We start from the raw sequence: 15,805 nt of genomic DNA on the forward strand, positions 1-15,805 counted from the left end.
GATTTTATAAAAAAAGCGCTCAATGAGCGCTTTTTTTTATTCTAAACTTAAGGTTATTTGACCATCATCATCTAATTCTAATGCTGTTTCGTCTAGATTATCATCCATTGCAATTTTCTCTGGAACAACCTCAACGGGAAGTTCATAATGCAGTGGCTCTAGAAGGTTTACCTGTTTTAATTTATCAGTTGTTAGTTGATTCCCTAATGCTTTAAATCCTTTCACAGCAATGTAGGATTCAATATCAACCGTGATGCTTTCTTTCTGAACTCCTTTTATTTTCGGGAAAATTAGTTCAGCAACTGGTCGGTAATCCGTTGACACAATTTCTAATTGTGAATTGGGATGCTCAGTAATAAAACTTTCTTCTTTATTTTCTGTTTCGACTAAGAAACGCTTTATGTAATACCGTTCTTTTTCACCATCGTAATAAATGGCAGAAATTGGTTTCTTTGGAACCCATTTTTCCAAAACGACCATATCTTGATCAAAATGCGTAGCTAATTCTGGCGTGATTACTTTTAATTTTCCTGTTTGGGAAATTATCAAAATTTTATCACTCGGTCTAAATTCGCCAAGTAATTCTCCTCTTCCATCCACATTCAATCGTTGTACTGTATCATCAAACCAAACTTTTCGAGGCAACAAAGTAGAAATTCCTTTCTCTTTCAGTTCGATTTTTTTGATGGGATATTTGGTAACCAAGTTTCCTTTTGAACTTCTACCTTTTATCGCAAGATTAGCAAAATCAATATCGAATTTCAGTTTTTTAACCGTTCCTATTTGGCGTAGCAAAATAGTAATTACCTCAGCTTCTCCATTTGGATTACAAGAAAAATACACTACTTGTGATCCTGCGGTTTCATTAGTTAAATCATACGCTTTATCGCGTGTTACACCTGAAACATTAAAACGTTTTATATACGAAGGTCCCGATTTTCCATCACGATAAATCATGTTATAAATCGTTCGTTTATCGCTTTTGTCAAAAATGGCAATGTGAATAATATCTTTCCCCACAAAGGTTTTAGCATCTACTTTTGTAATCATCATTTTTCCGTCTCGAAGAAATACAATTACATCATCTATATCGGAACAATCGGTTACGTATTCATCTTTTTTCAAACTTGTTCCTACGAAACCTTCTTCTTTATTTACATACAATTTCGTATTACGCAATACTACTTTTGTAGCTTCAATATCATCAAAAATACGAAGCTCCGTTTGACGTTCCCGACCTTTGCCATACTTCTCTTTTAGTTTGGTAAAATAGGCAATCGCAAAATCAATCAAATGCTCTAAATGGTGTTTTACTTGTTCGATATCACCTTCTAGCGCTTCAATTTTATCCTGCGCTTTATTGCTGTCAAATTTAGAGATACGCATGATTCGAATATCCAATAAACGTAAAATATCTTCTTCAGTAACTGCTCGCTTTAAATGTTTGATATGTGGCTTTAAACCATCATCAACCGCTTTTAGTACGGTTTCCCGAGTGGTCATTTCTTCAATATCACGATAAATTTTATTTTCGATAAAAATACGTTCTAAAGAAAGAAAATGCCATTGCTCCTCTAGTTCACTTAATTGTATTTCTAGTTCGCTTTTCAGTAGTTGTACCGTTCTATCGGTTGAAATTTTCAACATGTGAGAAACACCTACGAATAACGGTTTATTATCTTCAATCACACAACCCAGTGGTGCAATTGAAGTTTCACAGCCTGTAAAAGCAAACAAGGCATCAATTGTTTTATCCGGAGAAACTCCTGGAAAAAGGTGTATTAAAATTTCTACATCTGCAGCGGTATTGTCTTCAATTTTTTTGATTTTGATTTTGCCCTTATCATTGGCTTTCAAAATACTATCAATTAAAGTCGTTGTATTGGTGGAAAACGGAATTTGGGTAATGACCAATGTATTCTTATCCAGTTGCGCAATTTTAGCACGCACCCGAACGCGTCCACCACGCAAACCATCATTATAATTAGATATGTCAGCAATTCCTTGTGTCATGAAATCCGGATACAAGGTAAACGGTTTTCCTTTTAATATTTTGATGGAACAATCTATTAACTCATTAAAGTTATGAGGCAATACTTTCATCGACAGTCCAACCGCAATTCCTTCAGCTCCTTGCGCTAAAAGCAACGGGAATTTTACAGGAAGATTATTGGGTTCTGCACGACGACCATCATACGAAACACCCCAATCTGTAATTTTTGGAGAATATAAAACTTCCAAAGCAAACTTAGACAATCGCGCTTCAATGTAACGAGAAGCTGCTGCTCCATCACCAGTTAAGATATTCCCCCAGTTTCCTTGACAATCAATTAATAATTCTTTTTGGCCTATTTGCACCATTGCATCACCAATACTCTGATCCCCGTGAGGATGGTATTGCATGGTATGACCAACTACGTTTGCTACTTTATTATAACGACCGTCATCCAACTCTTTTAGCGAGTGCATGATTCTGCGTTGTACTGGTTTAAAACCATCTTCAATCGCAGGAACGGCTCGCTCCAGAATTACATAAGAGGCATAATCCAGAAACCAGTCTTTATACATCCCCGTAACTTTGGTAATGGTATCGTTTCCGTCTTCTTGATTATCGTAAAAATGCTGTCCGCCTGAAGTTAAGATATCGTCAAATCCTTCGTCGTTTGACTCGTTAGAATCATTCGTTTCGTTTTGCGATTCGTCTTCGTTTGGTATGATGTTATCTTCGTCTTCGTCTTTCATAAAAATGCTTAAAACTCAAATTATGGCGCTATAATAACTCCATTTAAATCCTTCTATATTTGTTCAATCAAATGGATCAATTCCTCTTTACTTGGCAACACCATTTTATATTTACTAGCAAAAATTTGTTCATTATTTTCAGGTAATGTGTATTCTACAACTAAATCACTTTTATTCTGACAAAGAACTAAGCCAATTGTTTTGTTTTCTTCTTCTAAACGCATTTCTCTGTCATAATAATTCACATACATTTGCATTTGACCTAAATCCTGATGTTTTAATTCTCCTATTTTTAAATCAATAAGAACGAAACATTTTAATATTCGGTTATAAAAAACCAAGTCGATTCTAAAATGTTTATCATCAAAAGTGATTCTTTTTTGTCTGGCAACAAACGTAAAACCGTTCCCTAATTCTAACAGAAAGTGTTCTAATTTATTGATAATTTCTTCTTCAAGTTCATTTTCCGAATATTGATTTAACTCGGGTAAACCAAGAAATTCAAGAATGTAAGGATCTTTGATTATATCTTTTGGCTTCTCTATAATTTGTCCTTGTTGAGAAAGTTTCAAAATCCCTTCCTTATCCCGGCTTAAAGCCAATCTGGTATATAAAGCAGTATCATATTGTCGTTTTAATTCCCGAACGCTCCAATTATTTTTTGCAGCTTCAATTTCGTAGAAACTTCTTTCTTTTGCATCATCAATACGCATTAAGAATATGTAATGAGTCCACGTAAGATTGAATGAATTATTATTTTTAAATAACGTAGTCAGTGACTGTTTTTTTCCATCCTCAGAATTCGTCATCAGTGATGACGAATTTGAATCATCAGAAATCCGCGTCAACGATGCGGAAATTGAATAAGTTAAATAAAACTTCCTCATTCTCTCCAAATTATCTATTGAAAATCCCTTTCCAAACTCTTGATTCAGCTCTTTTGAAAGTCCTTTTAATAATTGCTTACCATACTCAGCGCGATCTTTTCCATTTTGTTCTTCTTCTACAATCATTCGACCAATCTCATAATAAGTATAAACCATAGTTTGATTTATAGCTCGCACTACTTGTTGCTTTGATTGCTGAAGCAAATTGACAACTTGAGAGAATAACGAATTATTTTGAAGATTTTCTGACATCAATTATAGTATTCTTTATTTCTATTTAAAAATCTAATTCAATCTCGATTTTTTTTTAATTTTTAAAAATCATAAATGCAGTAGCAAGTCCAACAACAAAAGCAATAACCAGATAAAACAACTCTTTTTTACGTATCATATAATTATATTATTATTAGTTCTTTTCAATCACATCCAATTCCACTTTCAAATTCTTAATGATAAATTCTTGTCTGTCAGGCGTGTTTTTACCCATATAAAAAGACAATAATTGCTCAATCGACGTGTTCTTATCCATCATTACAGGATCTAAACGAATAGTTTCTCCAATGAAGTTTTTGAACTCATCTGGCGAAATCTCTCCCAAACCTTTAAATCGGGTAATTTCTGGTTTTGGTTTCAATTTTTCAATCGCTTCTTTTCGTTCGTCGTCTGAATAACAATAAATCGTTTCTTTCTTGTTTCTAACTCTAAAAAGTGGCGTTTGCAAAATATACAAGTGTCCTTCTTTTATCAATTCAGGAAAAAATTGCAAGAAAAAAGTAATTAACAACAATCGAATGTGCATTCCATCGACATCGGCATCAGTTGCAATTACAATATTGTTATAACGTAATTTTTCTAATCCATCTTCAATATCTAACGCCGCTTGCAGCAAGTTGAATTCTTCATTTTCATAAACAATTTTTTTACTCATTCCGTAAGAGTTCAATGGCTTTCCTCGTAAACTAAAAACGGCTTGCGTATTAACATCACGGGATTTTGTAATCGATCCCGAAGCAGAATCTCCCTCAGTTATAAAAAGCGTGCTTTCTAAATTTCTAGGATTTTTTGTATCTGGTAAATGCGCTCTACAATCTCTTAATTTTTTGTTATGCAAATTGGCTTTCTTGGCACGATCGGTAGCGAGTTTTCTAATTCCAGATAATTCCTTACGTTCTCTTTCGGCTTGCAAAATTTTGCGCAATAATGCTTCTGCAGTAACCGGATTCTTGTGTAAATAATTATCTAATTTTGTTTTCACAAAATCATTTACAAAAGTACGAACCGATGGCATTCCTGGATCTGAACCTATATCTGTAGAACCCAATTTAGTTTTGGTTTGTGACTCAAAAACAGGTTCCATTACTTTAATACTAATCGCACTTACAACCGATTTACGAACATCAGAGGCTTCAAAACTTTTATTGTAAAACTCTCTAATGGTTTTTACAATTGCTTCACGGTATGCTACTAAATGGGTTCCTCCTTGAGTGGTGTTTTGACCATTTACAAAAGAGTGGTATTCCTCGCTATATTGTGTTTTACTATGCGTTAATGCCATTTCGATATCCTCTCCTTTCAGGTGAATGATAGGATATTCTAAATCTTCAGCGTTAATCGTAGCTTCTAATAAATCTTTAAGTCCGTTTTCAGAATAGTATTTTTCTCCATTAAAAATAATCGTCAAACCATTGTTTAAGTAACAATAATTTTTGACCATTTTAATAACATACTCTAAACGGAATTTGTAATTTTTAAAAATAGTTTCATCGGGCGTAAAAGTAACTTTGGTTCCTTTTCGCTTAGTGGTTTCGATTATATCTTCTTCTAAAACTAAATTTCCAGCGGAGAATTCTGCTGCTTTTTGTTTTTCGTCACGAACCGATTCCACACGAAAATAATCAGACAAAGCATTTACGGCTTTGGTACCAACACCATTTAAACCAACTGATTTCTGGAAAGCTTTAGAATCGTATTTTCCTCCCGTATTCATTTTAGAAACGACATCAACTACTTTCCCTAACGGGATTCCACGACCATAATCCCGAACCGAAACTGTTTTATCTCTAATAGTTACTTCGATGGTTTTTCCAGCTCCCATCGCAAATTCATCGATACAGTTGTCTAAAACCTCTTTTAAAAGAATATAAATACCATCATCTGGCGAGGAACCATCTCCAAGTTTCCCGATATACATTCCGGGACGCATGCGAATGTGTTCTTTCCAGTCGAGTGACCGAATATTATCTTCGGTATATTGATTTTGATCGGACATTTTCTATTTTGTGGATTTTAACTTTGTTCTATTAGCCTTAGCTTTTTTGTATGGTATTGAGTGTGCTAATATAGGATATCTCAATATATTTTAAAAGAGCTACACTTCAAAATTATTAAAAATGATTTGACCTTTATAAAATCGATTCATTTAAAGATTCTATTCCTAAAACTTGTTGTGCCAAAGCAATCATTTTTGGAGTTCCTGTATGCTTATTTTTTTCATCTGATAATTTCACAACAGCTTCCCAATGACTATTTTCAGGTTTGGTATCAGTAAGTTTAATTACCATATTCATAGCCGGTAAACCTACATCATTACTAAGATTTGTTCCAATCCCGAAAGACATTTTTATCTTTCCTCTACAAAAATCAGCAATGACTTTTACTTTTTCAAAATTCAAAGAGTCGGAGAAAACAATAATTTTTGATTTCGGATCAATTCCCATTTTTTCGTAATGCTCAATTGTTTTTTTGGCAAACTCAATTGGATCGCTACTATCGTGTCGAACACCGTCAAAAAGTTTGGAAAACTTTTTATTAAACTGTTCAAAAAACACTTCGGTTGTGTATGTATCCGTTAAGGCAATCCCTAAATCTCCTTGGTATACTTTTGTCCAATTTTCGAGACTAACCGCATTCGCAACTTTAAATCCGTATTCCGAAGCATGATACATAAACCATTCGTGAGCATGTGTTCCCGATGGTTTTCTGTTTTGTAACATGGCTAAATGCACGTTACTTGTTCCTAAAAAACTATTTGCACCAAAAGTATCTAAGGTTTCGTTAACCAATTTTTGGACTTTATAAGAATGACGGCGACGCGTTCCAAATTCTAAAATTACAACTCCTAAATCATTATAATTCTGTATTTTTTCTTTTGTGATTCGTTTTACTTCTTCATCGTCCACACGAATTAAATTTTGAGAAGTATAAAAAAGCTCAGAAATTAAAGCCATCAAGGGAACTTCCCATAGAATCGTTCGGTACCAATATCCTTCAATAACTACTTTCAAGTCGCTTCCCTCCTGCTCAATGGAAACTTCGGTAGGATCGTATTGATATCCTTGCAAAAAATCTAAATAAGTTGGATCCAAATAAGGACAATTATCAGCAAGGAATTTTTTTTCGGTTACTGTCAGTTTCAAATGAATCATTTGATCAACTGCTTTGCGAAGTAAGTCAGCGAAATGAGTTGGAAATTGATGTTTACCACGATTAATAAATGCGTACCGAACTTTAGCCTTAGGAAAAAGTTTGATTACAGCGTGCTGCATCGTAAATTTGTAAAAATCATTATCTAAAATGGAATGTAATCGTACTGAAATCATATATTTTTAAAAATTATCTGCTATTATTGTTTGAAGTTCATTTCGCATCTTATCGTTGTTAATTTCTTCTTTTTCAATATCAAAATTAGCCTCAAAACTTGGTAAGGAGAATGTCGCTTTTACATTTCCTCCATAAAAAGGAAATGCATTTTTAGCAATTCCTAAAACGCTGGTTGCACCATTTGCTCCTGTAGAAGTTGACATTAAAAGCATTGGTTTGTCTTGAAAAACATCTTTTCTAATTCTGGTGCACCAATCAAAAATATTCTTAAAAGCCGCAGCGTAATTTCCGTTATGTTCTGCCATGGAAACTACCAAAATATCAGCAGTATTAATCTTGTCTAAAAAAGCTTGTGCCACACTATGTTTTCCTGTTTCTTTTTCTACATCAATACTAAATAGCGGAATCTGGAAATCGTTTAAATCGAGTATTTCTACTTCCGCATTTTTGAATAAGGAAGCTGCGTAAGTGGCTAATTTTTTATTAATAGAGTTAGTACTTGAACTTGCGCCAAAAGCTATAATTTTCATAAAAATTTATTTTTCTTAAATGTACTAAAAAATAAATTGTAGCAATCCCTTTTTACCCCAGATTGTAGTGGAAAGCATTTTTCAAGAAAGCTTATTTTTTTCTTGACCAGAAAGAGCGACTGGAAGAAGCTCCTTTATGGTCTTAGAAAAAAAAGCTTTCTAGGAAAATCTTGAAACGGAAAGCTGGAAATAGGTACAAAAAAAACTGCTAAATTTCTTTAGCAGTTTCTATTTTTCTTTGTAAAATATCTTATTATACGTTAAAACGGAAATGCATTACATCACCATCTTTTACGATATATTCTTTTCCTTCTACTTTGAATTTTCCTGCTTCTTTACATTTAGCTTCTGAACCGTAATGAACGAAATCTTCGTAAGCGATAACTTCTGCACGGATAAATCCTTTTTCGAAATCAGTATGAATTACTCCTGCTGCTTGAGGCGCAGTTGAACCAATATTGATAGTCCAAGCGCGAACTTCTTTTACACCTGCGGTAAAGTAGGTTTGTTGTTTTAATAATTTGTAAGCTGCACGGATTAAAACAGATGCACCTGGCTCGCTCAATCCCATATCTTCTAAGAAAACTTGACGCTCTTCGTAGCTTTCAAGCTCCGTGATGTCAGCTTCAGCTCCTACAGAAAGTATAATAACTTCAGCATCTTCATCTTTTACTAATTCGCGAACTTGATCTACATATTTATTTCCGCTAACTGCTGAATTTTCATCTACATTACAAACATACAAAACTGGTTTTGCTGTAATTAATTGGAAAGATTCCATCAAAATCTCTTCATCATTATTTTGAGGTGTAATGGTACGAGCTGATTTTGCTTGTAACAGCGATTCTCTGATGCGATCTAATAGTGCTTTTTCGGTTTGCGCTTCTTTGTTTCCAGTTTTAGCAGCACGATTTACTTTTTCTAAACGTTTTTCAACCGTTTCTAAGTCTTTTAATTGCAACTCAATATCAATCGTTTCTTTGTCTCGAATTGGGTTTACATTTCCATCAACGTGAACGATATTATCGTTATCAAAACAACGTAAAACGTGAATAATAGCGTTACACTCTCTAATGTTTCCAAGAAATTGATTTCCTAAACCTTCTCCTTTACTAGCTCCTTTTACCAATCCTGCAATATCTACAATATCAACAGTAGCCATTTGAACACGCTCTGGTTTTACTAATTCTTCTAGTTTTTCTATTCTTGGATCTGGTACGTTTACAACTCCTATGTTTGGCTCGATAGTACAAAAAGGAAAATTAGCACTTTGCGCCTTTGCATTTGACAAACAATTAAATAATGTTGATTTTCCAACATTTGGTAACCCTACAATTCCTGCTTTCATACTATTTAAGTTTACAAATAGCAGTTGCCCGCTACGCGTTTTTTTATAATTTCTTTTTAAAGTCTGCAAATATAAGATTTAATAAATGTTTGGTAGCATAATCATTAAATTAATGCTCTTGTTATTTATTTTTAAAACATTTTGCATTTAAAATACGTTTTTTTATAACAATTTATTATTTTGATAATTTTATAGCTTAATAAAAGCTAATTGATAAATTATTTATCAAAATACTTCCGTTTACCAAAATTATGTTAAAAAAATATTATATTGCAGTACTAATTACTTCTAACCAAAACCAAAACTAACTGATTATGAAAAAATTTATTCTACTACTTTTTCTGTTAAACGTCTCGTTTCTTTTTGCCCAAAAAGAAATTTCAGGGATTGTAAAAGACAATACAGGTATTGGTTTACCTGGTGTTAATATTATCGAAAAAGGGACTTCTAATGGAGTTTCAACTGATTCAAACGGAGCATATAAAATAAAAGTGAACGAAGGTGCAACACTAGTTTATAGTTATGTTGGATTTTCTAATACTGAAAGAGCTGCAACAAATTCTACGATTAATGTTACCCTCTCTGAAGAAGGCGGACAAGTTTTACAAGAAGTTCAAATAGTTGGTTCCCGAAATACTAAAAGAACGGTTGTCAATTCTGCCGTTCCTATTGACATTATAAGTGTAAAAGATGTAACCACTCAAAGTGGTAAACTAGAAATTAATGAATTACTACAGTATGTAGCTCCTTCCTTTAATGCTAATAAACAATCAGGATCTGATGGTGCCGATCACGTAGATCCTGCTTCGTTAAGAGGTTTAGGTCCCGATCAAACCTTAGTTTTAATTAACGGAAAAAGAAGACATCAATCGTCTTTAATCAATCTTTTTGGAACACGTGGCCGTGGAAATACAGGAACTGATTTAAATGCTATTCCTGCCTCTTCTATTAAAAGGATAGAAATTCTTAGAGATGGAGCTGCGGCTCAATATGGTTCTGATGCTATTGCGGGTGTTATCAATATAGTACTAAATGACGATGTTAACGAACTAACAGGAACAGTAACTTATGGCGCCTTTAATACCAATGCAAAAGGAGACTTTCCTACTGGAACAGCAAATACAAAAGGATATCGTTTGGATAAAAATGGCAACGGAAATACTTTTGGAAAAAATCAATCTTTTGATGGAGGATCTGTAAAAGTAGCCGCAAATTATGGTGTTGCTATTGGCGAAAAAGGTGGTTTTGCCAACTTTACTACGGAGTATATCAACAAAAATAAAACATTACGTCCAGGATTTGATTTTAGAAAAGGGTTTGGTGAAGCGGCCATTCAAGGTTTTAATATTTTTGCAAATATGGTAATTCCTATTTCAGATAAAACAGAATTCTATGCTTTTGGCGGAAGAAATTTTAGAGATACTGATGCTTATGCATTTACTCGTACTGACGGATCTCGTGTGGTTGAGTCTATATATCCAGGAGGCTTTACACCTAGAATCACGTCAAATATAATCGATAATTCTATGGCTGCCGGTTTCAGAACTGAGACTGCTGGTGGTTGGAAAATTGATATTAGTAATACGTATGGAAAAAATCTTTTTCACTACTATACCAAAGGAACAATCAATGCTTCGCTAGAAGGCGCTTCACCAACGGAGTTTGATGCGGGAGGACACAGCTTAAGCCAAAACACTACTAATTTTGATATATCGAAAAATTATAGCACTGTAATGAATGGCTTAAACTTAGCTTTTGGAGCTGAATTTAGAACGGAGAAATTTAATATTTTTGCTGGCGAAGAAGGATCTTACGCAACTTACGACATCAATAGAAAGCCAATAACTGATCCTTTGACTCAGACAATTCCATCAATCCCAAATCCTGATTATGACCCAGCGGATCCAGACTCTCCAATGACCTTGCCAAGACCAGGAGGATCACAAGGATTTCCAGGTTACAGTCCGATTAACGAAGTTGATAGAAGTAGAACTAATTTATCTTTATATACGGATGCAGAATTAGACATTACAGAAGCTTTTTTATTAAGTGGAGCGGTTCGTTTTGAAAACTACAGTGATTTTGGCAGCACTTTAAATGGTAAATTGGCAATGCGATTAAAAGCGAATAAAAATATCAATATTAGAGGTTCTGTAAGTACGGGTTTCCGCGCACCATCATTAGCACAAGTATATTATAATTTACGTTTTACAAATTTCAGTTCCGCTGGAGCAACAGAAGTTTTGCTTTCTCCAAACAATAGTCCAGTTACAAAATCATTTGGAATTCAAAAATTAAATGAAGAAAAAGCAGTAAATGCTTCATTAGGATTTACAGCTAATTACGGTGATTTTACTGCAACTGTAGATGGTTATATCATTAATGTAAAAGATAGAATTGTGTTAACTGGTTATTTTGATGCAAAACCTTTAGGGATCGGAGTTGACAAAGCGCAATTTTTCGTAAACGGAGTAGACACAAAAACAGCTGGTCTTGATGTAGTTTTAGCTTGGAAAAAGACAATTAATGACAATAAATTTGGTATAACGCTAGTTGGAAATATCAATGATATGAAAATTGACAAAGTAAAAAATGGCAATTTACCAGCAAATGCATTTTTTGGCGAACGTGATAAAGGATTTTTATTAGCGTCTGCTCCAAATAATAAATTTGGTTTAAATTTCAATTACAATAGAAAAGCTTTCGACGCAGGATTAGCCTTTACCAGATTCAGTGAAGTAAAATTACTAGACTACCAAATGGACGAAGATGTAGCCGATTATGGTTCTTTCGCAAATCAAGTAAAAGCAGCAACGGATACCTATAGCGCAAAAATCGTTACTGATTTAACATTAGGATATAAATTAAGTAAATCAGCAAAAATTACTATTGGAGCTAACAATTTACTAAATGTTTATCCAGATCAACAAGATGACTGGGTTGAAGGTGGAGGATATTGGGATGCTGTTCAAATGGGTTTTAGCGGAGCATATTATTACGCGAGACTAGGATTTAGTTTCTAACAAAATTTGATTTTTTTTCTAAAAGGGCTGTTTTATAACAGCTCTTTTTTTTATGGTGAAAAATAAATTAAAAATATAAATCCGTGAATGATATAACTTTTTTAGAGAATTATACAATAGTTAACTCATTAATATACAGTATTTTTACTTAATATTAATCACTAAAATTATACATTATGAAAACGATAATACTAGGAATAACTGCAGTTTTATTTTCTTTAACTATTCAGGCACAAAATAAAAATGTAAAATCAGAAGTAAAAACTACTGTAACTACTGTAAAAGACTCTCAAGGTGAAAAAAAAATTGTAAAAACTGAAAAATTAAAAGAAGTTCAAAATATCGAATTAAAAGATGCGGACTCTAATGCATTAAACAAAGAAATACAACAAACCCCTGTTCAAGTAATTTCAACTACAGCAGTAACAGCTGATGGAGTAACTAATATGGTAGACATTGACCGATCTGCCTATTACGAACTTAATGGACAAAAATATCAAGTTGCTCTAGATCAAAAAGGATATAACTTTATTTTTCCTGGAGGAAAAGAAAAAGGAGTTTTAAGAAAAACAAAAAACAACAATTATATTTATAAAACAAAAGACACGACTTCATTTGGTTACTTTAATAGTAATGGTGATCTAGTTTTAGAAACATACGATGACAATACAGATCAGGTAAAAGTTACTACTTACATCATGGTAAAAGAATAATTATTATTTTAAGACATAAAAAAAACCGGAGTTTATTGCTCCGGTTTTTTTTTATGTCTTAAATGAATATAAAATTATTCATTATGCAAAAATGCTTGTCTGTTTAGTAATGTTTCTTCTGACTCAACATGATTATCATCAGGAATACAACAATCTACAGGACAAACTGCAGCACATTGTGGTTCATCATGAAAACCTTTACATTCCGTACATTTACCTGGAACAATATAATAAACTTCATCAGAAATAGGAGTTTGAGCCTCATCAGAATCAACTTCAGTACCATCTGGTAAGATAATTTTTCCTTTTAGTTTGGTTCCATCTTTATATCTCCAATCGTCTGCTCCTTCGTATATTGCTGTATTTGGGCACTCTGGTTCACAAGCACCACAATTGATACATTCGTCTGTTATAATAATTGCCATTGTTCTTTGTTTTAAAGTATAAATAAGAATGTATAGGATTTGATTTTAAAACTTATGTTTTTTTTACAAAGCCTACTACTTTATCCTTATTTTTGTGCAAAATTACAATCAAAACTTTTCATAAGCAAACATTATGACATTAGAAACAAAAAAAAGTGTTTTTGTTGAATTAGGAAAATTCTTAAATCAATTTTCAGAAAATCAAACTTTAAAAAATCCGGCTGTATTACACAATGAAACCTTTTTTGATGCTTTTGTTGATTTGATCCAATTATCACAGTCACATAATGGATGGTACACTCCCGAACAAGTTTATTTTTCGATACAATCTTGGGCAGAAGCGCTTACCGAAGAAAATTTAAGCCAATGGCTTTCTGCTTATGATTTACAAAAAAATAAAGTTAAAAATGTTGCTTTAATACTAGCTGGAAATATCCCTTTAGTAGGTTTTCACGATTTTCTTTCGGTTTTAATTACAGGAAATAATGTGCTCGTTAAAACATCATCAAATGACCAACATTTATTGCCTTTTTTAGCAAAATACATAATAACTGTCGAACCACAATTGGCTAATAAAATAAAATTTATTGAAGGCAAATTAGAAAATTTTGATGCCGTAATTGCTACCGGAAGTAACAATACGGCGCGTTATTTTGAGTTTTATTTTAAGGACAAACCTTCAATAATCAGAAAAAGCAGAAATTCTGTTGCCATTTTAAATGGTTTTGAAACTAAAGAGCAGCTTTGTGCTTTGGGTGAAGATATCTTTAGATATTTTGGATTAGGATGTCGAAACGTATCTAAACTTTTTGTTCCAAAAGACTACTCGTTTGTAGCTTTTTTCGAAGCCATTTTTGAATATCAAGACGTGATTCATTATGAAAAATACGCTAATAATTACGATTACAACAAAGCCGTTTTCTTAATGAGTAATTTTAAATTACTAGATAATGGTTTTTTGACTTTAAAGGAAGACCCAAGCCACGCCTCACCTATTTCTAGTGTTTTTTATGAATATTATAATAACATAGAAGAATTAGAAGCCAGAATAGAATTAGAAAGTGAACAAATACAGTGTGTGGTGAGCAATGATTTAGTAAAAAACAGTATTGCTTTTGGTCAAACTCAAAAACCTGCATTATGGAATTACGCAGATAACATAGATACAATTTCGTTTTTGATAACAACGTAGTATAATTATGTTTAATAATTTCGAAATAAGTAGCGATTTTTTGAGTCCTATTTGCGAAATTTGCACTTTAATTTTTCGGATACAAACTACACCATGAAAAAACACAACTACAGCGCAGGACCCTGCATTTTACCACAAGAAGTTTTTGAAAAATCAGCACAAGCAATTTTAAATTTCAACGTTTCGGGATTATCTCTTTTAGAAATGTCACACAGAAGCAAAGATTTTGTTGCTGTTATGGAGGAAGCTCGAGCCCTTGTTATTGAGCTTTTAGGCCTAGAAGGAAAAGGATATAGCGCCTTATTTCTCGCTGGCGGAGCAAGCTTAGAATTTTTAATGGTTCCTTACAACTTAATGAAAGAAAACGGAAAAGCCGCTTATCTTGATACCGGAACTTGGGCGAGTGGAGCTATTAAAGAAGCCAAACTTTTTGGTGAAACTCTTATTGTAGGTTCTTCAAAAGAGGAAAGCTACAATCACATTCCTAAAGGATACAACATCCCAACAGATGTCGATTATTTTCATTGCACCAGTAACAACACTATTTATGGTACTCAAATGAAGGAATTTCCTTCTGTAGATACACTTTTAGTATGCGACATGAGTTCTGATATTTTTTCTAGACAATTAGACTTTTCTCAATTTGATCTTATTTATGCGGGAGCCCAAAAAAACATGGGACCTGCTGGAGCTACTTTGGTGGTGATCAAGGAAGAAATTCTAGGTAAAAATGGAAGAATAATTCCAAGTATGCTAGATTATGCTAAGCATATTAAAGCGGAAAGTATGTATAATACACCTCCAGTTTTTCCTATTTATGCGTCTTTATTGACGTTGCAATGGTTAAAAAACCTTGGCGGAATAGCAGCAATTGAGAAAATTAATAATGCTAAAGCAGCTTTGCTTTACGCAGAAATAGATAGAAATCCATTATTTAGAGGTGCAGCAGCGGTTGAAGATCGTTCTAATATGAATGCTACTTTCTTGTTGAATGATGAAGCGCATGCAGCAACATTTGATGCGATGTGGAAAGCTGCGGGAATTTCTGGCCTACCAGGACACCGTTCTGTAGGTGGCTACAGAGCTTCTATGTACAATGCTCTTCCGTTGGAAAGCGTTCAAGTATTAGTTGATGTAATGAAAGAACTAGAGTCTAAAATTTAAATTCAAACTCTTTGAAACAAGGAGTAAATAAAATTTAAAAAATAGACTAATTTACGAAAACGCTAGCCCTGATAGTAGTGAAAATCCTTTTTGTGAGCCTTTTGGCGAATAAAAAGATTGCAGCGGATAGCAGGAAATAGCTCCTAATAAAATAACAAAATTAACTATGAGAACCAAATCA

Annotated in this window: 11 protein-coding genes; 4 read left to right on the forward strand and 7 right to left on the reverse strand. The window is 33.3% G+C overall.

Annotation, left to right across the window (positions count from 1 at the left end):
• Positions 1 to 36 precede the first annotated feature (36 nt).
• From H2650_RS14470 to ychF, 6 genes are all read right to left on the reverse strand, one after another.
• Positions 37 to 2,742 (reverse strand): DNA gyrase/topoisomerase IV subunit A, encoded by a 2,706-nt coding sequence (locus H2650_RS14470; RefSeq protein ID WP_188051536.1) that lies wholly within the window; start codon positions 2,740 to 2,742, stop codon positions 37 to 39.
• Positions 2,743 to 2,795: 53 nt separating this feature from the next.
• Positions 2,796 to 3,881 carry a YhcG family protein gene (locus H2650_RS14475; RefSeq protein ID WP_188051537.1) on the reverse strand — a complete coding sequence of 362 codons (1,086 nt, stop codon included), beginning with the start codon at positions 3,879 to 3,881 and terminating at the stop codon, positions 2,796 to 2,798.
• A gap of 154 nt (positions 3,882 to 4,035) precedes the next feature.
• Positions 4,036 to 5,898 (reverse strand): DNA topoisomerase IV subunit B, encoded by a 1,863-nt coding sequence (locus tag H2650_RS14480; protein WP_188051538.1) that lies wholly within the window; start codon positions 5,896 to 5,898, stop codon positions 4,036 to 4,038.
• Between the two features lie 133 nt (positions 5,899 to 6,031).
• A complete protein-coding gene (gene pncB, locus H2650_RS14485; RefSeq protein WP_188051539.1) occupies positions 6,032 to 7,228 on the reverse strand; it encodes a nicotinate phosphoribosyltransferase in 1,197 nt (398 codons plus the stop codon).
• A 6-nt stretch (positions 7,229 to 7,234) separates the two neighbouring features.
• Positions 7,235 to 7,759, reverse strand: a complete 525-nt coding sequence (locus H2650_RS14490; RefSeq protein WP_188051540.1) for an NADPH-dependent FMN reductase — start codon at positions 7,757 to 7,759, stop codon at positions 7,235 to 7,237.
• Between the two features lie 253 nt (positions 7,760 to 8,012).
• Positions 8,013 to 9,107 carry a redox-regulated ATPase YchF gene (gene ychF, locus H2650_RS14495; protein ID WP_188051541.1) on the reverse strand — a complete coding sequence of 365 codons (1,095 nt, stop codon included), beginning with the start codon at positions 9,105 to 9,107 and terminating at the stop codon, positions 8,013 to 8,015.
• Between the two features lie 314 nt (positions 9,108 to 9,421).
• On the opposite strand from ychF, the gene H2650_RS14500 reads away from it, so the two are divergent.
• Both H2650_RS14500 and H2650_RS14505 read left to right on the forward strand, forming a co-directional pair.
• Positions 9,422 to 12,130, forward strand: a complete 2,709-nt coding sequence (locus tag H2650_RS14500) for a TonB-dependent receptor (RefSeq protein WP_188051542.1) — start codon at positions 9,422 to 9,424, stop codon at positions 12,128 to 12,130.
• A 176-nt stretch (positions 12,131 to 12,306) separates the two neighbouring features.
• Positions 12,307 to 12,843: a hypothetical protein gene (locus H2650_RS14505; RefSeq protein ID WP_188051543.1), complete on the forward strand. Its 537-nt coding sequence runs from the start codon at positions 12,307 to 12,309 to the stop codon at positions 12,841 to 12,843.
• Positions 12,844 to 12,917: 74 nt separating this feature from the next.
• Here H2650_RS14505 and H2650_RS14510 read toward each other — a convergent pair whose 3' ends face one another.
• Complete coding sequence (locus H2650_RS14510) at positions 12,918 to 13,268, reverse strand: 4Fe-4S dicluster domain-containing protein (RefSeq protein WP_121925579.1); 351 nt, start codon at positions 13,266 to 13,268, stop codon at positions 12,918 to 12,920.
• 133 nt (positions 13,269 to 13,401) lie between these two features.
• On the opposite strand from H2650_RS14510, the gene H2650_RS14515 reads away from it, so the two are divergent.
• Both H2650_RS14515 and serC read left to right on the forward strand, forming a co-directional pair.
• Positions 13,402 to 14,460, forward strand: a complete 1,059-nt coding sequence (locus tag H2650_RS14515; protein ID WP_188051544.1) for an acyl-CoA reductase — start codon at positions 13,402 to 13,404, stop codon at positions 14,458 to 14,460.
• Between the two features lie 93 nt (positions 14,461 to 14,553).
• Complete coding sequence (gene serC / locus H2650_RS14520; RefSeq protein WP_188051545.1) at positions 14,554 to 15,624, forward strand: 3-phosphoserine/phosphohydroxythreonine transaminase; 1,071 nt, start codon at positions 14,554 to 14,556, stop codon at positions 15,622 to 15,624.
• Positions 15,625 to 15,805: the final 181 nt, after the last annotated feature.

It is taken from the genome of Flavobacterium sp. GP15, assembly GCF_014281985.1.
Lineage (GTDB): Bacteria > Bacteroidota > Bacteroidia > Flavobacteriales > Flavobacteriaceae > Flavobacterium > Flavobacterium pygoscelis.

What these genes read in the sequence shown, in the direction of transcription:
- H2650_RS14515 (WP_188051544.1), top strand. Translation starts at nt 13,402, where the DNA reads ATGACATTAGAAACAAAAAAAAGTGTTTTTGTTGAATTAGGAAAATTC.
- serC (WP_188051545.1), top strand. Translation starts at nt 14,554, where the DNA reads ATGAAAAAACACAACTACAGCGCAGGACCCTGCATTTTACCACAAGAA.
- H2650_RS14500 (WP_188051542.1), top strand. Translation starts at nt 9,422, where the DNA reads ATGAAAAAATTTATTCTACTACTTTTTCTGTTAAACGTCTCGTTTCTT.
- H2650_RS14505 (WP_188051543.1), top strand. Translation starts at nt 12,307, where the DNA reads ATGAAAACGATAATACTAGGAATAACTGCAGTTTTATTTTCTTTAACT.
- H2650_RS14475 (WP_188051537.1), bottom strand. Translation starts at nt 3,881, where the DNA reads ATGTCAGAAAATCTTCAAAATAATTCGTTATTCTCTCAAGTTGTCAAT.
- H2650_RS14510 (WP_121925579.1), bottom strand. Translation starts at nt 13,268, where the DNA reads ATGGCAATTATTATAACAGACGAATGTATCAATTGTGGTGCTTGTGAA.
- H2650_RS14490 (WP_188051540.1), bottom strand. Translation starts at nt 7,759, where the DNA reads ATGAAAATTATAGCTTTTGGCGCAAGTTCAAGTACTAACTCTATTAAT.
- ychF (WP_188051541.1), bottom strand. Translation starts at nt 9,107, where the DNA reads ATGAAAGCAGGAATTGTAGGGTTACCAAATGTTGGAAAATCAACATTA.
- H2650_RS14470 (WP_188051536.1), bottom strand. Translation starts at nt 2,742, where the DNA reads ATGAAAGACGAAGACGAAGATAACATCATACCAAACGAAGACGAATCG.
- H2650_RS14480 (WP_188051538.1), bottom strand. Translation starts at nt 5,898, where the DNA reads ATGTCCGATCAAAATCAATATACCGAAGATAATATTCGGTCACTCGAC.
- pncB (WP_188051539.1), bottom strand. Translation starts at nt 7,228, where the DNA reads ATGATTTCAGTACGATTACATTCCATTTTAGATAATGATTTTTACAAA.